This window comes from Hasllibacter halocynthiae, from assembly GCF_003003095.1.
Lineage (GTDB): Bacteria > Pseudomonadota > Alphaproteobacteria > Rhodobacterales > Rhodobacteraceae > Hasllibacter > Hasllibacter halocynthiae.
This window is the reverse complement of sequence record NZ_PVTT01000002.1, coordinates 752,118-770,227: the sequence shown is the minus strand read 5'-3', so window position 1 is coordinate 770,227 and position 18,110 is coordinate 752,118. Positions and strand designations below refer to the sequence as shown.

General features: G+C 73.7%; 18 protein-coding genes. 9 read left to right on the top strand and 9 right to left on the bottom strand.

The window, feature by feature from the left end:
* Positions 1-33 precede the first annotated feature (33 nt).
* Complete coding sequence (gene rfbC, locus BCF33_RS10660) at positions 34-609, bottom strand: dTDP-4-dehydrorhamnose 3,5-epimerase (RefSeq protein WP_106160907.1); 576 nt, start codon at positions 607-609, stop codon at positions 34-36.
* Between the two features lie 131 nt (positions 610-740).
* Between rfbC and ccmI the strand changes: the two genes are divergently transcribed.
* From ccmI to BCF33_RS10640, 4 genes are all read left to right on the top strand, one after another.
* Complete coding sequence (gene ccmI / locus BCF33_RS10655; protein ID WP_146132811.1) at positions 741-1,886, top strand: c-type cytochrome biogenesis protein CcmI; 1,146 nt, start codon at positions 741-743, stop codon at positions 1,884-1,886.
* Between the two features lie 122 nt (positions 1,887-2,008).
* Positions 2,009-2,620: a queuosine precursor transporter gene (locus BCF33_RS10650; RefSeq protein ID WP_106160905.1), complete on the top strand. Its 612-nt coding sequence runs from the start codon at positions 2,009-2,011 to the stop codon at positions 2,618-2,620.
* A 314-nt stretch (positions 2,621-2,934) separates the two neighbouring features.
* Positions 2,935-3,327, top strand: coding sequence for a hypothetical protein (locus tag BCF33_RS10645; protein WP_106160904.1), 393 nt, complete (start codon positions 2,935-2,937; stop codon positions 3,325-3,327).
* Between the two features lie 104 nt (positions 3,328-3,431).
* Positions 3,432-3,902 (top strand): Dps family protein, encoded by a 471-nt coding sequence (locus BCF33_RS10640; RefSeq protein ID WP_106160903.1) that lies wholly within the window; start codon positions 3,432-3,434, stop codon positions 3,900-3,902.
* Positions 3,903-3,912: 10 nt separating this feature from the next.
* Here BCF33_RS10640 and BCF33_RS10635 read toward each other — a convergent pair whose 3' ends face one another.
* Entirely contained in the window at positions 3,913-4,182 is a 270-nt protein-coding gene (locus BCF33_RS10635) for a DUF1289 domain-containing protein (protein WP_106160902.1), read from the bottom strand.
* A gap of 193 nt (positions 4,183-4,375) precedes the next feature.
* On the opposite strand from BCF33_RS10635, the gene arfB reads away from it, so the two are divergent.
* Genes arfB through BCF33_RS10620 form a run of 3 tightly spaced genes read left to right on the top strand, consistent with a single transcriptional unit; the run spans position 4,376 to position 7,013 of the window.
* A complete protein-coding gene (gene arfB / locus BCF33_RS10630) occupies positions 4,376-4,798 on the top strand; it encodes an alternative ribosome rescue aminoacyl-tRNA hydrolase ArfB (RefSeq protein WP_106160901.1) in 423 nt (140 codons plus the stop codon).
* Positions 4,795-6,066, top strand: a complete 1,272-nt coding sequence (locus BCF33_RS10625; RefSeq protein WP_106160900.1) for an aspartate aminotransferase family protein — start codon at positions 4,795-4,797, stop codon at positions 6,064-6,066. Before arfB ends, BCF33_RS10625 begins: the two co-directional genes overlap by 4 nt.
* Positions 6,063-7,013, top strand: a complete 951-nt coding sequence (locus BCF33_RS10620) for a phosphotransferase enzyme family protein (protein ID WP_106160899.1) — start codon at positions 6,063-6,065, stop codon at positions 7,011-7,013. The genes BCF33_RS10625 and BCF33_RS10620 overlap by 4 nt, the downstream gene beginning before the upstream one ends.
* A gap of 40 nt (positions 7,014-7,053) precedes the next feature.
* Here the strand turns inward: BCF33_RS10620 and pncB are convergent, their stop codons facing one another.
* The 6 genes from pncB to xylF form a co-directional block, all read right to left on the bottom strand.
* Positions 7,054-8,343 (bottom strand): nicotinate phosphoribosyltransferase, encoded by a 1,290-nt coding sequence (gene pncB / locus BCF33_RS10615; RefSeq protein ID WP_106160898.1) that lies wholly within the window; start codon positions 8,341-8,343, stop codon positions 7,054-7,056.
* Positions 8,343-8,948, bottom strand: a complete 606-nt coding sequence (gene pncA, locus BCF33_RS10610) for a bifunctional nicotinamidase/pyrazinamidase (RefSeq protein ID WP_106160897.1) — start codon at positions 8,946-8,948, stop codon at positions 8,343-8,345. Before pncA ends, pncB begins: the two co-directional genes overlap by 1 nt.
* A gap of 97 nt (positions 8,949-9,045) precedes the next feature.
* Complete coding sequence (gene xylB / locus BCF33_RS10605) at positions 9,046-10,464, bottom strand: xylulokinase (protein ID WP_106160896.1); 1,419 nt, start codon at positions 10,462-10,464, stop codon at positions 9,046-9,048.
* Positions 10,464-11,231 carry an ATP-binding cassette domain-containing protein gene (locus BCF33_RS10600; RefSeq protein ID WP_106160895.1) on the bottom strand — a complete coding sequence of 256 codons (768 nt, stop codon included), beginning with the start codon at positions 11,229-11,231 and terminating at the stop codon, positions 10,464-10,466. Before BCF33_RS10600 ends, xylB begins: the two co-directional genes overlap by 1 nt.
* On the bottom strand, positions 11,228-12,685 hold the full coding sequence (locus BCF33_RS10595; protein WP_106160894.1) for a sugar ABC transporter permease: 1,458 nt from the start codon (positions 12,683-12,685) through the stop codon (positions 11,228-11,230). Before BCF33_RS10595 ends, BCF33_RS10600 begins: the two co-directional genes overlap by 4 nt.
* 55 nt (positions 12,686-12,740) lie before the next feature.
* Entirely contained in the window at positions 12,741-13,778 is a 1,038-nt protein-coding gene (gene xylF, locus BCF33_RS10590) for a D-xylose ABC transporter substrate-binding protein (RefSeq protein WP_106160893.1), read from the bottom strand.
* 237 nt (positions 13,779-14,015) lie between these two features.
* On the opposite strand from xylF, the gene BCF33_RS10585 reads away from it, so the two are divergent.
* Together BCF33_RS10585 and BCF33_RS10580 are read left to right on the top strand one after the other, a co-directional pair.
* On the top strand, positions 14,016-15,260 hold the full coding sequence (locus tag BCF33_RS10585) for an ROK family transcriptional regulator (protein WP_106160892.1): 1,245 nt from the start codon (positions 14,016-14,018) through the stop codon (positions 15,258-15,260).
* Positions 15,257-16,753, top strand: a complete 1,497-nt coding sequence (locus BCF33_RS10580) for an FG-GAP repeat domain-containing protein (RefSeq protein WP_106160891.1) — start codon at positions 15,257-15,259, stop codon at positions 16,751-16,753. The genes BCF33_RS10585 and BCF33_RS10580 overlap by 4 nt, the downstream gene beginning before the upstream one ends.
* A gap of 34 nt (positions 16,754-16,787) precedes the next feature.
* Here the strand turns inward: BCF33_RS10580 and BCF33_RS10575 are convergent, their stop codons facing one another.
* Positions 16,788-18,083 (bottom strand): cytochrome-c peroxidase, encoded by a 1,296-nt coding sequence (locus BCF33_RS10575; protein ID WP_106160890.1) that lies wholly within the window; start codon positions 18,081-18,083, stop codon positions 16,788-16,790.
* Between the last annotated feature and the right edge of the window lie 27 nt (positions 18,084-18,110).

Below are 18,110 nucleotides of genomic sequence, written 5' to 3'. Positions count from 1 at the left end.
CTCCCGTGCGCGAGGGCGGGCGCGGGCGCAATGTCATTCCCACGGCAGCGGGCCCTCGTAGCGGAAGGGGCTCTCCCATTCCGCCCAGCGCGGAGCCCGGCGGTCCTTCTCCGAGAGGACGGGGTCCGCCGCGGCCCCCCAGCCGATCGCCAGGTCCGGGTCGTCCCACCGGACGGCGCCGTCGGCGGCCGCGTCGTAGGGGGCCGAGCACTTGTAGACGATCTCCGTCCCCGGCTCGAGCGTGACGAACCCGTGGAGGAACCCCTCCGGCACGAGGAGCTGCGCGCCGTTCCCGGCCGTGAGCCGCTCGGCGACCCAGCGCCCGAAGGTGGGGCTGCCGGCCCGCGCGTCGACCGCCACGTCCAGAAGCGCCCCCCGCCCGCAGCGCACCAGCTTGGCCTGTGCCGAAGGGGGGGCCTGGTAGTGCAGGCCCCGCAGGGTTCCCGCCGCCGCCGAGAGCGAGTGGTTGTCCTGCACCCAGTCCAGGACGATCCCCGCGGCTTCGAAGGCCCGCGCGCTCCAGGTCTCGGCGAAGAAGCCGCGGGCGTCGCCGTGGCGGCGGGGCACGATCCGCAGGACGGCGGGTATGGCGGTCGGGGCGATCTCCATCCCCTTGCGGTGCCACGCGCGGGCCCGCGAAGGCAACCGCCCCCGGCGCGCCGCCGCGCGCGGCCGAACGCGGGACGGCGCGGGGGGCGATCGCCTTGCCCGGCGGCGCGTCGGCGCATACCTCGCGGCCCATGTCGGTTGGCTTCCTCCTCGGCGCGGCCGTTCTGCTGGCGCTCTGCGTGCTGACGATCCTCGCCGCGCCGCGCCGGGGGGGGGCCGGCCGCGCGTCCGCGATGGCGATCTTCCGCGACCAGATGGACGAGCTCGAGCGCGACCGCGCCGCCGGGCTCGTCACCGAAGGAGAGGCCGAGGCCGCCCGTGCGGAGATCGGCCGCCGCATGATCCGCGAGGATCGCCGGGCCGCCGCGTCCACGCGCGCCGGCTCCCGCGCGCCGCTGGTCACCTCCGCCGTCCTCGTCCCCATCCTGGGCGTCGCCCTCTACGCGTGGCTCGGCTCGCCGGACCTCGAGGGCCAGCCGGCGGCGCTGCGCGCCTCCGAGCGGGGGGCCGTCGCCGTCGCCTCCCGCGGAGCGGCCGCTCTCGCCGCCGAGCTGGAGGAAGTCGACCCCGCGGAGCGGCCGGGCGACTTCCTGCGCCTCGCGGACCTCCAGTCGGCGGCGGGCCGGCCCGACCTCGCGGCGGGCACGCTCGCCCCTCTCGCCGCCCGGCAGGACGCGCCCTCCGGGGTGCTGACCCTCTGGGCCGAGGCCACCCTGCAGGCCAATGGCGGCGTTGTGACGGACGACGTGCGGCGCGCGGTCGCGCGCGCCTTGCGCGCCGACCCGCTGAACCCGGCGGCGGCCTTCTACCTCTCCGTCGTCGCCGAGGCCGACGGCGAGAGCGCCCGCGCGCGGGAGATCCTGCTGCGGCGCCTCGCGCTCGCCCCGGGGGAGGAGCCGTGGATGCCCACCTTCGCCGCCCGCATCGACGCGCTCGGCGCGGGGCTGGGCCTGGGTCCGGTGGACCTAGGCGCGGTGGTCGGCACACAGGCCGCCCGCGTCCCCGGCCCCAGCCGGGAGGACGTCCGGGCCGCCGACGCGATGTCCGAGGAGGACAGACGCCTCATGGTGGAAGGCATGGTCGAGGGGCTCGCCGCCCGGCTCGCGGCGGAAGGCGGCACCCCGGCCGAGTGGCTGCGCCTCGCGCGATCGCAGGTCGTGCTCGACGACGTCGCCGCCGCGCGCGCCGCCGCAGAGCAGGGCCTCGCCGCCCTCGGGGGCGAGCCGGACCCCGAGGTCGCCGCCGCCCTGGCCGACCTGCTGGCCGCACTGCCCTGAGGGCCGCCCCGGCCGTCCCGCCCGCGCGCGCCTCTTGCCGAAGGGCCGGCCGGGTCGTAGGCGCGGCCCGCCCCCTCGGGGGCCGAGTGCCGCACCCTCGCCAAAACGGAAGATCTCCGCCCATGCCCCTCCCCCTCCTCGTGCTCGCGATGGCCGCCGTGGTCACCGCGTCGAACGTCCTCGTGCAGTTCCTCCTCGGTGACTGGCTGACTTGGGGTGCGCTGACCTATCCGTTCGCCTTCCTCGTCACGGACTTGGCCAACCGCCTCCACGGAGCGGCCGCGGCGCGGCGCGTGGTCCTCTGGGGGTTCGGCACGGGGGTCCTCTGCTCGCTGGTCGGCACGCAGGTCATGCTCGAGTTCGGGCCCGCCGTCACGCCGCGCGTCGCCCTCGCCTCCGGCCTCGCCTTCCTCTCGGCGCAGCTCCTCGACGTCGCGGTCTTCGACCGGCTGCGCCTGCGGGCCTGGTGGCAGGCGCCGCTCGCCTCGACCGTGGTCGGCTCGGCCGTGGACACGGCGATCTTCTTCACGCTCGCCTTCTCAGCCGCCATCGCCCTGCCGCCTTCCTTCGGCGACGTCGCCTGGGCGAACGACGCGGTGCCCTTCCTGGGCGCGGGCCCGGCCGCGCCGCTCTGGGCCTCGCTCGCGGTCGCGGACTGGTCGGTGAAGCTGCTGATCGCCCTCGCCGCCTTGGTCCCCTTCCGGGCGCTCACGCGGAAAAGCGCCGCGCCGTGATCGCGGGGGCTTGCAATCCGCCGGCCCCATGCCAACTTCCCCTCCATCCGAAACAACACGAAAGGAGGTGGTCCAGTGTCGAGAATGAACCTGGAGCAAGCGATGGGTCTCAACGTCGAGGTGCGCGCCTGAGGGCAGCCCCGACGGATCGGGCTTTCGACGTGGGCGCCGCGGGCGTCCGGGCCCATCCCGTCTCCTGATCATTCGGAAGGGCCGCCCCCCGGGGCGGCCCTTTCTTCTTGCCGGAAGCCGCCTTCCCCTCGCCCGGAATGCCCAGTACGATGATCGGGTATCCTGGACGGAGACGAACCGCGATGTCCGCCCTTCCGAGCCTCGCCCCCCCTATTCACGAGCGTCAGCCGATGCTCGTCGCGCTTCTGCGGATCGCCGCGCTGGAATGCCGGGCCGCCGCGCGCCTCGACCTCGGACGGGCCTGCGCCGTGCTCGACCCGGAGGCGGGCGTGGCCGAGCTGACCGCCCTCCTGGCCCGCGTCCTGCCACAGGTGCTGCGGACCCGGCCCGTCATCCATCCCCCAGGAACGGGCGCCCGTAGCTTCGACGAGGATTGGCTCGTCGCCCTGTCGAAGGCCGTCGCCGCCGGCGACCGCGCGTCCGAGCGGTTCCTGCTGCGCCGCCGCTGCAGGCCCGCCGGCGCCGCCGCCCTCGCCTCGGTCATCCGTGCGCTCGCGGAGCGAGAGGGCGGCTGACCCCCACCCTTGCCAATTCTTAGAACGGTTCTAAGTTGGGAGCCGCGGGGCGAGCCAGCGGGATGCCAGCCAGCCCCCTTTTCATGTACGGAGAGGGATTTCCCATGCCCCAGACCGCATCCGCCCTCGGGCCCGACGCCGCCGCCGAGATCGCGACCGCGCTGAACCAGGCCCTGGCCGAGACCGTCGTGACGACGATGCTTGCGCAGAACTTCCACTGGAATGTCACCGGCATGAGCTTCGGCCCCCTGCACGAACTCTTCCAGACGATCTACGAGGACCACTTCACCGGCCAGGACGACTTGGCCGAGCGGGTGCGCGCCATCGGCGAGACGGCCGAAGGCAAGCTGGCCGTGCACCTCGATCGCTCGAAGGTCACCGAAGGCGACGAGGGCGCGGAGGATCGCGAGATGATCCGCCACCTCATGGAGGCGCAGGAGACGATCGGCGCCACGCTCGCCGGCCTCTCGGAGATCGCGTCCCGCCATGGCGACATCCGCACGGAGGACCTGGCGATCGAGCGGGGGCGCGTCCACGACAAGTTCGCCTGGATGCTGCGCGCGCACCTGCGGTGACGTCCCGCCGCTAGCCGGCCTTGCGGACCGCCGCGGGGGGCGCGGCCCCCTTCTTCAGGCAACGCTTCAGATAGGCCGCCCGCCAATGCGCGTAGCGGCCCATCTGCTCCTGCTGGGCGACCACGAGGGCGACCATCCCTTCGGCCTCGGCGGGTTTCCTGGCCTTCTTCGCCAGCTTCTTTTGCCCCTTGGTCATCGAGCAGCCGATGCAGTGCGCCCCCGCGGGTCCGGGGCGCTTGAACTTGCACACGCCGATGCAGGGGCTCGGGGCCTTGGGCATCTTCGCTCCTCCTGGGCCTTGGTCCGGCAGGACCCGAACCCCATGCGGGGCCGCCTGCGTGCGGAGCCGGGGGCGGGGCATGCCTCGTCCCCGGGCCGGCAGCCATACTCGCGTCGCCCGGGGTCGAGGTCCAGCCCCTTCCCTTCCGGTCGGTGCGGCGCGCATGGTGCCGCCGGAGAGAGGGGGCGCGGCCATGCTTCGCATCGAAGGCGGGACCGACATCGAGGAGTGGGAGCTGCTCGAGCAGTTCACCACCGCCCGCGGCCCGGGCGGGCAGAACGTGAACAAGGTGGCCACCGCCGTCGAGCTGCGCTTCGAGGCCGAGCGTTCCCCGAACCTGCCGGACCCGGTGAAGCGCCGGCTGCGCCGCCTCGCCGGAAGGCGGTGGACGACAGACGGCGCCGTGGTCATCCGCGCCGAGGATACCCGCCAGCAGTCCCGCAACCGCGAGATCGCGCGCCGGCGCATGGCCGACCTGGTCGCGCAAGCCTGGAAGAAGCCCAAGCGCCGGGTCCCGACGCGCCCCACGCTCGCCTCCAAGCGCAGGCGCCTCGCCGCCAAGGCCCGCACTGGCGAATTGAAGGCCCTCCGGGGGCGCGTTAGCCCGGAGGAATGAACGCCCGCCTGCGCCACCTGTCCCGCCGCACCGCCCTGATGGGCGAGCGCGCGCCGACCTTCTACGACGACCCGCTCATCGCCGTGCGCGCCGAGGGGGTCTGGATCTACGACGAGGCAGGGCGCAAGCACCTCGACGCCTACAACAACGTGCCGCATGTCGGCCACTCGCACCCCGCGGTGACGGAGGCGGTCCACCAGCAGCTCCGCCGGCTCAACGTGCACTCGCGCTACGTCTCGCCGGTGGTGCTCGACTACCTCGAGCGGCTCCTCGCCCTCTTCGACGATCCCATCGAGCAGGCGGCCCTCACCGCGTCGGGGTCCGAGGCGAACGACCTCGCGCTCAGGATGGCGATGGTGGCGACGGGCCGCACGGGGATCATCGCGCTCGACGCGGCCTATCATGGCAACACCGCGCTGACGGCCGCCGTCTCGCCCAGGCGCACGCCCGTGGGGGGCTATCCGGCCAACGTCCGGCTCGTGCCCTCGCCGGACAACCTCAACCCTCTCGGCGGCAAGCCCGAGGCGCAGCCGGAGGCCTTCGCCGAAGGCGTGCGCACCGCCATCCGCGACCTGGAGGCGGCGGGCCACGGCTGCGCCGCGATGATCCTCTGCCCGATCTTCGCCAACGAAGGGCTCCAGTCCCAGCCTCCCGGCTTCCTGGACGCGGCCGCCAAGGCCCTTCAGGACGCCGACGCCCTCCTGATCTGCGACGAGGTGCAGGCCGGCTTCGGGCGCACGGGCACCCACATGTGGGGGCACCGGGCCATCGGAGTCGCGCCCGACATCGTCACGCTGGGCAAGCCCATGGGCAACGGGTGGCCGATCGCGGGCGTCGTCACCTCGCGCGAGGTCATGGAGGCCTTCCAGCGCGAGCATCGCCACTTCTCGACCTTCGCCGCGACGCCCCCCGCCGCGGCCGCGGGCACGGCCGTGCTCGACGTGATGGAGCGCGAGGACCTGATGGGCAACGCGCGCCGCACGGGCCATCACCTTCGCGCCCGTCTGGCCGCCCTCCCCCACGAGAGCATCGCGCAGGTCCGCGCGGCGGGCCTCTTCGTCGGCGTCGACCTCGTCCGGGACGGGATGAACGCCGGGACCATCGCGCGCGAGGTGGTCGAGGGATGCCGGCGGCGCGGCGTCCTCATCGGGCGGGGCGGGCGCGACGACCACATCCTGAAGATCCGCCCGCCCATGCCCTTCAACTCCGGCAACGCAGACTTCGTCGCGGCGGCCCTGGACGAGGCGCTGACCGAGGCCGGCGCGTGATCGACCCCGCCGTGCTGGCCGCCCCCTGGGGCGGCCTCGCCCGGGCCCCGGCCCTGGCGGCCGAGCGCGAGAACACCGTCTGGGACGCGACGCTGCCCTCCGGCCGCCGCGTCGCGCTGCGCCTGCACCGCGCAGGCTACCAGTCCGAGGGCGGCATCGCGGCCGAGCTGGCCTGGACGGAGGCGCTGGCCGCGCGCGGCTTTCCCTGCCCCCGGCCGATCCGCACCACGGGCGGCGCGCTGGTGCACCGGCATGCCGGCCGCTGCGTCTCGGTCGTGTCCTGGGTCGACGGCGCGACCCCGATCGCCGACCTTCCCCCCTCGGACGCTGAGGGCCGGGTCGCGCTTCATCGGGAGGTGGGGACGCTCCTGGGCCGTCTCCATGCCACCTCGGACGCCGCCGGCGGCCCGGCGCCCTGCCTGCGTCCCGCCTGGTCGCGCCGCGGCCTGACGGGTGCCGACCCCCTCTGGGGCCGCTGGTGGGAGAACGTCGCCGCCACCCGCCCCGAGAGCCGCCGCCTCTTGGCCGCCCGCGATCAGGCGCGGGAATGGCTGGGATGCTTCGCCGCGTCCAGGCATGCGGGGATCGGGCCCATCCATGCCGACGCCATTGGCGAGAACGTCCTGCGCGACGGCTCCGGCATGCTCTGGCTCATCGACTTCGACGACTGCGGCATGGGCTTCCGCCTCTACGATCCGGGCGTCAGCCTGGTCCAGCGCTGGGAGGACCCCGACCGGGATGCCCTGGCCCGCGCGACGGCCCGGGGCTACTGCGCGGCGCGCGGCACCGAGGCCGAGGCCGAGGCCGTCGGGTCGCTCCTTCCGAAGCTCGCCGCGATCCGGGCCTTGGCGAGCGCGGGATGGATCGGAAGCCGCGCGCCCCCTGGTGATCCGCGGCACCGCCACTACCTCCGCCGTGCGATAGGATGCGTCGACTGGGCGTTCTAGGCGCCGCGTTCGATAGCGCCGCGCCGGAGGACCGCGATGGCTAGACCACGACCTCCATCTCCCTCTGCGCGCCCACCTCGAACACGCGGCGGTAGCGCTCGACCTCCTCGGAGGGGCCCATCGCCTTGCGGGGGTTGTCCGACAGCTTCACCGTCGGCCGCCCGTCCGCCCGGGTCGCCTTGCAAACGAGGCTGAACGGCGCCAGCGCGTCCCCCGGCACCAGCCCCCTGAAGTCGTTCGTCAGCAGCGTCCCCCAGCCGAAGCTGACGCGCACGCGGCCCGCGAAGCGGCGGTGCAGCTCCTCGATCCTGCCGACGTCGAGGCCGTCCGAGAAGATCACCAGCTTCTCCTCCGGCCGCTCCCCCCGCTCGCGCCACCAGCGGATCGCGGCCTCGGCCCCCTCGGCCGGGTCGCCCGAATCGATGCGGATGCCGGTCCAGCCGGCCAGCCAGTCGGGCGCCCGCTCCAGGAACCCGGCCGTGCCGTAGGTATCGGGCAGGATCACGCGAAGGTTGCCCTCGTGCTCCTCGTGCCAGTCGGCGAGCACGTCATAGGGCGCCCGCGCCAGCGCCTCGTCCCCTTCCGCGAGGGCGGCGTAGACCATGGGCAGCTCGTGCGCGTTGGTGCCGATCGCCTCCAGGTCGCGGCGCTGCGCGATCAGGCAGTTCGACGTTCCGGTGAACGCCTCGCCCAGCCCCTCGCGCATCGCCTGCACACACCAGTCCTGCCAGAGGAAGGAATGCCGCCGCCGCGTGCCGAAATCGGCGATCCGCAGCCCGTCCAGCTCGCGCAGCCGCTCGATCTTCTCCCAGACGCGCGTCATCGCACGGGCGTAGAGGACCTGCAGCTCGAAGCGGCCCATGTCGTGCAGCACCGCGCGCGACCGCAGCTCCATCAGGATGGCCAGCGCGGGGATCTCCCACAGCATGACCTCGGGCCAAGCCCCCTCGAAGCGCAGCTCGTACTGATCGCCCCGCCGCTCGAGGTGGTAGGGCGGCAGGCGCAGGCCCTCGAACCACTCCATGAAGCCCGGGCGAAACATCTGGCGCTTGCCGTAGAACGTGTTGCCCCGCAACCAGGTCGACTCCCCCCGCCCGAGGGAGAGGGACCGAACGTGGTCGAGCTGCTCGCGAAGCTCGCCCTCGTCGACGAGCCGCGCGAGGGGGACGTCCTTCGTGCGGTTGATCAGCTCGAAGGTCACGGAGGTCCGGGGATGGTTCCGGAACACCGACTGGCACATCAGCAGCTTGTAGAAATCCGTGTCGATGAGCGACCGGACGATCGGGTCGATCTTCCACTTGTGGTTGTGGACGCGGGTCGCGATGTCCATCAGACCAACGCCACGCCCGCGCCGCACATCCCGTCCACCGCCGCCTTCAGCGAGCCGCCCAAGTCGATCGCCCGGCTCGCCTCGGTGTCCACGGTGACGTCGAAGCCCAGCCGCGCCGCGTCCACGGCCGAATAGTTCACGCAGAAGTCCGTGGCGAGGCCGGCCAGCGTCAGAACCTCGATCCCCCGCGTCCTCAGGTAGCCCTCTAGGCCCGTCGGCGTCGCGTGGTCGTTCTCGAAGAAGGCGCTGTAGCTGTCCACCTCCGGCCGGAACCCCTTGCGGATCACGGCCTGCGCGCGGTCCGCCTCCAGCCCGGGATGGAAGCGCGCCCCTTCCGTGCCCTGCACGCAGTGATCGGGCCAGAGCACCTGGGGCCCGTAGGGCATGTCCATCGTCGACATCGGCGCCCTTCCGGCATGCGAGGAGGCGAAGCTCGAATGCCCCGGGGGGTGCCAATCCTGAGTCAGGACTACCGTAGGGTAGTCGCGCATCATCCGGTTGACCGGCGCCACCACCTCGTCGCCCCCGGCCACGGCCAGGGCGCCGCCGGGGCAGAAATCCAGCTGCACGTCGATCACGATCAGCGCGTGGGTGTCGGGTCGCATGGGCGGTCCTCCTGGAAAGGGTTCAATCGGGCTGCGCCGTGGGGGTCAACCGTAGCGGGCTTCGGCCCGCCCCCCCGCGATGGCGGGCCGAGCCCCCCTACAGCGCCCTCACCGCATCATGGGCTGCCCGATACCGCGCGTGGCCCTCCGCGAAGGCGTCCCGCAGCCGCTCCAGGGGTTCGACGACGTCGGCGATGGGGGGCACCGTCGCCACGGCCGCCCCTGCGCCATCCGCCATCATCGCCAGCCGCGCCGCGCCGAAGGCCCCGCCGAAATCGCCCGCCACGGGCCGCTCGACCGCGATGCCCAGCGCCGTGGCGACCGCCCCGCACCAGTAGGCCGAGCGCGAGCCGCCGCCGATGCCCAGCAGGCGCTCGATCCGGGTGCCCGTCGCCGCCAGGGCGTCCGCGCAGTCCGCGAAGGCGAAGGCGACCCCCTCTAGCACCGCGCGCGCCGCCTCCTCGGGGCCCGTGGCGTGGGACAGACCGAGGAACGCCCCCCGCAGGGCCGCGTCGTTGTGGGGCGTGCGCTCGCCGCCGAGATAGGGCAGGAACAGCGCCCGCCCCGGCGCCCGCAGCTCACCCAGGTCCGCCGTCAGGTCCGCCGCGCCCCGGCCCGTCATCCGCGACAGCCATTCGAGCGCGTCCGTCGCCGCCAGGATCACCCCCATCTGGTGCCAGCCCCCCGGCACCGCGTGGGGAAAGGTGTGGACGGCCGTCTTCGGCGCGGGCGCATAGCCTTGCGTGGCGGCGAAGAGGACGCCGGAGGTTCCCAGGGACGCGAAGGCCGTCCCCGGCCGCACGATCCCCGCGCCCACGGCCGCGGCCGCGTTGTCCCCGCCGCCGCCGGCGACCGGCACGCCCCTCGGCAGGCCCAGCTCGGCCGCCACGGCGTCCCGCACGTGACCCGACACCTCGGACCCCTCGACCAGCCGGGGCATGGCGTCCCGGCTCAGGCCCGTCCGCTCCAGCATCCGGTCCGACCAGCGGCGCGCGCCCGTCTCCAGCCAGGCGGTGCCGCCCGCGTCCGACATCTCGCCCACCGCCTCGCCGGTGAGCCAGATGCGCAGGTAGTCCTTGGGCAGGAGCACCCGGCGGACCCGGGCCCAGACCGCCGGCTCGTGCCGCGCGACCCAGAGCGCCTTGGGCGCGGTGAAGCCCGGGAACACGATGTTGCCCGTGATGCGGCGGGCCTCGTCGTCGTCCAGCTCGGCGGCCTCGGCATGGGCGCGGGTGTCGTTCCAAAGCATGCAGGGCCGCAGCGGCGCGTCGTCGGCCCCCAGAAGGGTCGCCCCGTGCATCTGCCCGCTGAGGCCCACCGCCCGCACCCCCGAGAGGTCGAGACCCGCGCAGGCCTTCCGGCACGCCTCGATCCACGAGGAGGGGGCTTGCTCGGACCAGCCGTCATGGGGCCGCCGGACTGAGAGGGCGCCGACCCCCTCGCCCACCACGCGCTGCGCGTCGTCGACCAGCAGCGCCTTCAGCCCCGAGGTGCCGAGATCCAGCCCCAAGTACATCAGGCTGCCGCACGCTCCGGCTTCTTGCCCAGGATGATCATGCCGAGGATGTCGTCGTCCGTCACGTCGCCCACGTCCTCCGTGCCCACCAGCTTGCCGTTCTTCATCACCGACACCCGGTCGCACAGGTCCATCACGTCGTGGATGTCGTGCGAGATCAGGAAGATGCCGATCCCGTCCTTCTTCAGCTCGCCGATCAGCTCGGCGACCATGGCCGTCTCCTGCGGGCCGAGCGCGGCGGTGGGCTCGTCCATGATGAGGATGCGCGCGTCGAAGTAGACCGCCCGGGCGATGGCCACGGATTGCCGCTGCCCGCCCGAGAGCGCGCTGACCGGGTCCGAGAACTTGCGGAAGTTGGGGTTGAGCCGTCCCATGATGGCCCGCGTCTCGGCCTCCATGCGGGCGTCGTCCACGAAGCCGAGGCGGGTTGTCAGCTCGCGCCCGAGGAAGAGGTTCGAGGCGGCGTCGAGATTGTCGGCCAGCGCGAGCGTCTGGTAGATCGTCTCGATGTTGTAGCGGCGGGCGTCGCGGGGGTTCTCGATCCGCGCCCTCTCGCCGTTCACGTGGATCTCGCCCGCGTCGGCGGCGTAGGCGCCGGACAGGATCTTGATCAGCGTCGACTTGCCCGCTCCGTTGTGGCCCAGAAGGCCCACGACCTCGCCGGGGAAGAGGTCCACCGACACGTCGTCCACCGCCTTGACCCCCCCGAAGGAGAGCGAGACGTTCCGCATCTCGACCAATGGCGTTCCGGTGCGGTCCACGGTCATGCGCCGCCTCTCCTGTAGAAGACGAGGCCCACGATCAGCCCCGCGGGGATGATTAGGGCGATGAAGGCCGGGCTGACGAGGAACGCGAGCGCGAGGCAGGGCGCGACCACGAAGCCGAAGAACCTGAGGACCTCGCGACGGACCTCCGGCCGGCGATAGGCGATGTCGATGGCCACCGCGACGACGAGGACCGCGCCCACCACCATGTTCTGCAAGGGCGCGTCCACGCCGACCATGGCCATGCCCGATTGCAGCGACTGCATGATCACCGCGCCGAGGATCGCGCCGTAGATCGTGCCGAAACCCCCGGCGAGGGCCGTGCCCCCGATCACGGCCGCCGCGATGACCCGCAGCTCGTCCAGGGTGCCGATGTCGTTGGTGTGGTTCGTCAGGCGCGCCGAGGCGACGACCGCCGAGAGGGCGCAGAGCGCGCCCATCAGGGCGAAGACCTTCACCGTCAGCAGCCTCGTGTCCACGCCCGACAGCTCGGCCGCGTCGGGGTTACCGCCCGTGGCGAAGATGTAGCGTCCCAGTCGCGTCTTGCGGGCGATCACGGTCATGCCGACCGCGACGACGATCAGCAGCAGCACCGAGAGGGGCAGGCCGTAGGCGGCCGTGAACCCCTCGGGCAGCACGGTCCCGGCGCGCGCGGCGTCGCGCTCCAGCACGCGGGCGGGGATCTCGTAGGCGGTCAGGATCGCCACGAATCCGAGGATTCCCAGCGCCGTGAGCAGGCCCACCGCGGCCTCGGCCCAGAGCGGCTTGACTGGGAACCCATGCGCGACCTTCGCCCGCCGCGCCGACAGCAGCGCCCAGAGCGCGCCGGCCGTCAGCGCCAGGCCGACCGCCCACGAGGCGCCCTCGCCCAGCGTGCCGCCGATGCCGCCCAGGGTGCGGAAGGTCTCGTCCAGGGGGCCGATCGTCTGCCCGTCCGTGATCAGCCAGGCGACGTTGCGCCACACGAAGAGCCCGCCGAGCGTGACGATGAAGGAGGGGATGAGGAGATAGCCGATCAGCCAGCCGTTGAACGCCCCGATCAGCGCGCCCGCCACGAGGCCCGAGAGGATCGCGAGGGGCGCGATGGCCCAGTGCCCCAGGGGCAGCCCGAGGAGGTCGGGGACCCACTGCGTCTGCACCATCGCCATCACGGCCGAGCAGGTCGCCAGCAGCGCCCCAACGGAGAGGTCGATGTGCCGGGTGACGATCACGAAGACCATGCCCGTGGCCATGATCGCGACCGAGACGGTCTGGATCGTCAGGTTGAACACGTTGCGGGGCGTCAGGAAGCGTCCCTCGAGCAGCCCCCCTGTCCAGATCTGGAAGACGAGGCAGATCAGGGCGAAGGCGCCGATCATCCCCAGAAGGCGGGTGTCCACCTCCAGGCTCTCGAGGAAGGACCGGCGCGGCCCGATGGCGCCCGGCACCTGTCCCGGCTCGTTCGCGGCGTCGGCCATGGCGGAACCTCCCGTCGGGGCGGGCGGGGCGGCGCCGGGCCGCCCCGCCGCCGGGTCACATGTTGCAGGGGCCGACCTGCTCCGTGACGCCCTGGCAGAGCGTCTCGAGGTCAATCCAGCCCGCGTCCACCACCGTCTCGAGGTTGTCGCGCGTGATCGGCTGCGGCGACAGCAGCAGAGCGTCCAGCTCGTTGCCCGAGTCGGTCGTGAAGGTGGACATGCCGTCCATCGACGCCTCGCCGTCCTCTGCCAGGTCCACGGCCAGCTCGCCCGCGACGCGGCCCAGCTCGCGCGCGTCCTTCCAGACGCTGACGGTCTGGGTGCCCAGCGCCACGCGGTTCAGCGCGGCATGGTCGCCGTCCTGGCCCGAGACGGGGATCCCTTCCATGCCCTGCGCGGTCAGCGCGGCGACGGCGCCGCCCGCGGTGCCGTCGTTCGAGGCGACGACCGCGTCGACCTCGTTGTCCTGGGCGGTCAGGATCTGCTCCATGTTGCGCTGGGCGTTCGCGGGCAGCCAGCCGTCGGTGTAGGCCTCGCCGACGATGGTGACGTCGCCCGCGTCGATCGCGTCCTGCAGCACCTCCTGCTGGCCGCCGCGAAGGAAGTCCGCGTTGGGATCGGTGGGCGAGCCCTTGATCATCACGTAGTTGCCCGAGGGCGCGGCGTCGAGCACGGCCTGCGCCTGCAGCCGGCCCACCTCCACGTTGTCGAAGGTCAGGTAGAAGGCGCGGTCGTCGTCGATGAGCCGGTCGTAGGCGATCACGGGGATGCCCTCGGCTGCGGCGGCCTCGACCGCGGGGCCGATGGCCTGGGCGTCCTGCGCGAGGATGACGAGCACGTCGGCGCCCTGCGCGATCAGCGACTCCACGTCCGAGAGCTGCTTGGCCGAGGAGGATTGCGCGTCGGCCGAGATGTAGTCAGCGCCCGCCTCCTCCAGCGCGGCGACGATGGCGGCCTCGTCGGTCTTCCAGCGTTCCTCCTGGAAGTTCGACCACGAGACGCCGACCGTGGGCGCGTCCTGCGCGAGGGCCGGGCCGGCGAGGGCGCCCGTCATGGCGGTGGTGGCCGCCACGGTGATTGCGATCCGCTTCATGCGGTTCCTCCCTTGTTGTCACGCCGAGGGCGATTCATGGCCGCCCCCGGTCCGCGGTCATGCTTGGCATGATTTCTTCGGCTGTCAAAAATAATTTGACTGCGCCGCGCCGATCGGGATCGAATGGGGCGCCGCGACGGCCTGTCGGGGCCCGGCATCGGCGGACGCGCGGCGAATTGGTTCGGGTCGTGAAGGAAACCGCGACGGGAACGGTCGGGGGGGGCGATCAGGGACAGCATGAACCGCGCCGTCGCCCTCCTGGAACCCGCGCCCGCCGGCTGCGGCCCGGCCCTGCCGGCCGCCGGCGCGCCCCGCCCGCTGCGGCGGGCCATCTACGAGACGGTCCGCGCCGGCGGTCGCGTCTCGCGCGCGGAGGTGGCCAAGGCCCTGGACGTCTCGCCGGCCTCCGTCACCGCGCTGACCTCGGATCTGATCGCGGCGGGGCACCTCCTCGAGACGGAAGGCCCGGCACCCGCCCCCGCACGGCGGGGACGGCCGCCCGTCGCGCTGGCGGTCCGTCCGGGCGCCGCGCGCGTCGCCGGGCTGCGGATGTCCGACGAGAGCTGGTCGGCCGTCGCGCTCGACATGGGCGGCGCGGTCCTGGGCGAGGCGCGCCGCGCCGCGCCGCCCGGCCGGATGGACGCGGACACCGTCGAGGAGGCGGCCGCCGCTCTCCTCGCGGATCTCGGGCGCGCGGCGAGGGTCGGCCCGGAGGGGTTCGCGTCCGTCGGCGTCGGGCTGCCCGGGATGGTCGACCATCCCGGCGGCGCCGTCGCTTGGTCCCCCCTCCTGCTGAGGCGCGACCTGCCCCTCGCGGACCTCTTGGGCCGGCGCCTCGGCGCGCCCGTCCTGCTGGAGAACGACGCCCAGGCCGCCACCCTGGCCGAGCTCTGGTTCGGGGCGGGCCGCTTCGCCGCCGACTTCGCCGTCGTGACCATCGAGAACGGCCTCGGCATGGGCCTCGTCGCTGGCAACCGCCTGACACGCGGCGGCGGCGGGCTGGGGCTGGAGCTGGGGCACACGAAGGTCCAGCTCGACGGGGCGCTCTGCCGCTGCGGGCGGCGCGGCTGCCTCGAGGCCTACGTCGCCGACTACGCCCTCGCGCGCGAGGCCGAGACCGCCCTCGTCGGCGGCTCGCGGGCCGGGGCGGTGGGGGCGGACCTCCTCGACCGGCTCCACGCGGAGGCCAAGGCGGGCCATCCGGCGGCCGCGTCCATCTTCCGGCGGGCGGGGCGCTACATGGCGCTGGCGCTGTCCAACGTCGCGCTCCTCTTCGATCCGGCAAAGATCATCCTCTCGGGCGAGCGGATGCGCTACGACCAGCTCCATTCCGACGAAGTGATCGAGGAGATGCGCCGCCTGCTGATCGACTCGGGCCGCCCACCCCCCCCGGTCGAGATCCACGCCTGGGGCGGGTCGGTCTGGGCCCGGGGCGCTGCGGCCTTGGCCCTGCAGCACGTGACGGAGGCGGCGACGGGATGATCCGGGCTGCGGCGCTGCTCCTCGCCCTGCCGGCGTCGGCGGAGGTCCGCTTCGATCCCGTCCTCGTGCCCGAGCACGTCTACGCCGGCGGGTGGGAGCACTTCGTCGGCGGCGGCGCCGCGGTCTGGGACTGCGACGGGGACGGGCTGCCCGAGGTGTTCGCCGCCGGTGGCGCGAACCCCGCGACCCTCCTGCGCAACCGCTCCGAGCCGGGGGAGGTTCGGCTGGAGGCGGAGGCGATCCCCGCCCTGGACGGCGTCACGGGGATCACCGGGGCGTATCCCCTGGACCTCGACGCGGACGGTGTCCGCGACCTCTTCGTGATGCGCGCGGGGCGGAACCTCCTCCTCCGGGGCGGGCCGGGCTGCGCCCTCTCGGAGATGGCCGGGCTGCCGGCCGGGGACGCCTGGACCACCGCCTTCACCGCCTGGCGGGAGCGGGGCGAGGACCGGCCGACCCTCGCGGTCGGCAACTACGTCGACCGCGGCGACCCGGAGGGGCCGTTCGGAACCTGCGACGACAACCGGATCCTGCGCCCGGCGGCGGAGGGCTGGCGCGCCGAACCCCTCGCCCCCGGCTTCTGCGCCCTCTCCATGCTGGCCGCCCGCGACGCGCGGGACCGGCCGACCCTGCGGATCAGCAACGACCGGCACTACTACGTCTCGGGTGGGGCCGAGCAGATGTGGGACATCGCCGAGCGGCGCTTCCTCGGCCCCGGGGACGGCTGGGACGGGCCGTCGCTCTGGGGCATGGGGATCGCCAGCCGCGACATCGACGGGGACGGGCTGGCCGAGGTGATGCTGACCTCCATGGGCGACCAGCTCCTGACGCTCGCGCGCCCGGGCGGCTACGAGGACGCGCCCTACGGCACCGGCACCCATGCCACGACGCCCCACACGGGCGACGACGGGCGCCCCTCGACCGGCTGGCACGCCGAATGGGGGGACGTGGACCTCGACGGCCTCGACGACCTCCTGATCGTGAAGGGCAACGTCGACCAGATGCCGGGCATGGCGATGGAGGACCCCAACAACCTTCTCATGAACGAGGGCGGCACCTTCCGCGAGGTCGCCGCCGAGGCGGGCGTCGCCTCGACGCACCGGGGCCGGGGCGGGGCGCTGGCGGATCTGGACGGGGACGGCGCGCTCGACATGGTGGTGGTGAACCGCCGCGCGCCCATGGAGGTCTGGCGCAACCGTCGCGCGGAAGGCGGGTCGATCGCGGTCGAGCCCTTCGATCCCGCTGCCTCCGACGCCTTCGCCCTCGGGGCCGTGATCCGCCTGGAGGACGGCCGCAGCCGCGAGGTCGCGGTGGGCGGCGGCCATGCCGGCGGGCAGGCCGGCCCGCACCATTTCGGGCTGGGCGCGGCCGCGTCCGCCCGCCTGGCCGTCGAATGGCCCGATGGCGCCCTTTCCCCGACCGTCGAGGTCCCGGAGGGCTTCCGGGGGCGCCTCGTCCGCGAAGGCGACGGGCTGCGCGCGGAGCCCTACTGACCCCTCCGCCCACGGGACCGCGCCGCGCGCGCCCTCAGCGCGGGACCGGCAGCCCGCTTGGCACGCGCCGGGGCACTCCGAGCCGGCCGGCGAGGGCCACAGGGTCTTCGAGGGCGGCGAGGAAGGCGAGCAGCGCCTCGACCTCCGCCTCGTCAAGCGGCCGAACGGGCACCCGGGCCGCCTCGATCGCCGCGCCGTCCTCGGCCCAGCCCAGGAGGTCGCCCGCGCCCGCGTCCACGCCCGCGAAGGGCACCAGCACCGCCTCCCCCGGGGTCCAGCCGGACGCGCCGGAATGATGACGCAGGAACGCGCCCAGGTCGCCGTGGGCCCCGGTATGGCCCCAGGGGCCGGTGCGGGTGACGTTCCGCAGGGAGGGCGTGCGGAAGGCGAAGCGGTCGGAGGGGTCGCCCGTCACCCGCATCCGTCCGTCGTCGCGCCTATGACGCTCGAACCGGGCGGCCTTGCCCGGGCCTATCTGCGGCGCGCCCATCGCGTGGAAGGCATGGTCGGTCTGGAAGGGCCCGGCATGGCAGGCGGCGCATTCCGCCGCGAACAGGCGCAGCCCCTCGGCCGCGGTGCCCTCCAGCGGCCTCTCGCCGCGCAGATGGGCGTCGTAGGGGGACGCGTCCGACCGCCACTCCCATGCCATGAAGGCCGCCAGGGCATCCGATATGGCGACGAAGTCCACCTCCCGCCCGGGCATGGCCTCGGCGAACGCCGCCTCGTATTCCGGCACCGCGCGCACCCGCGCGGCGAGAAGGTCCCAGGCCCCGCCCTCGCCCGTGATCACGCCGCGCCGGACGGCTTCGGCGATCTCGTTCTCGCTGTAGTGCCCGGCCATCTCGTCGGGGGAGAGGACGGGGAACATGGTCTGCGCCGAGAGGAGCGAGGCGAACCCCCCCTCCATCTCGGCACCCAGGGGCGTCCGGATGCCGGAGGGCCGGGCCTCATCGACCTCGATCCGGCCGTCGTGGAAGAGGACCGCGAACTCCCGCGCGCCGAGGTTGAAGAGGGCCGGGGCGTTGCGGGGGATGCGCCGCTCGGGCGGGTTCGCCGGGTCCGCCCGCCGCCCCGGCCCGAGGCCCGTGCCACCATCCCCGATCCCTAGCGCCATGCCGTCGCCGGTGCCGAAGCGCGGGTGGTGGCAGGTGGCGCAGGCGATCTCGCGGTTGCCCGACAGGATCGGATCGTAGAACAGCAGCCATCCCAGGCTGGCTTCGGCCACGTCCACGGGGCGGTAGTCGGTATCCGTGACCGCCCGCTCGGCCGAGGCTGGGGGGGCCAAGGCCGGCGCCAGGGCGCACAATAGGGCGAGGCGGGCCGTACGCATGGGGCGGAGGCTGCCCTGCCGGGTCGG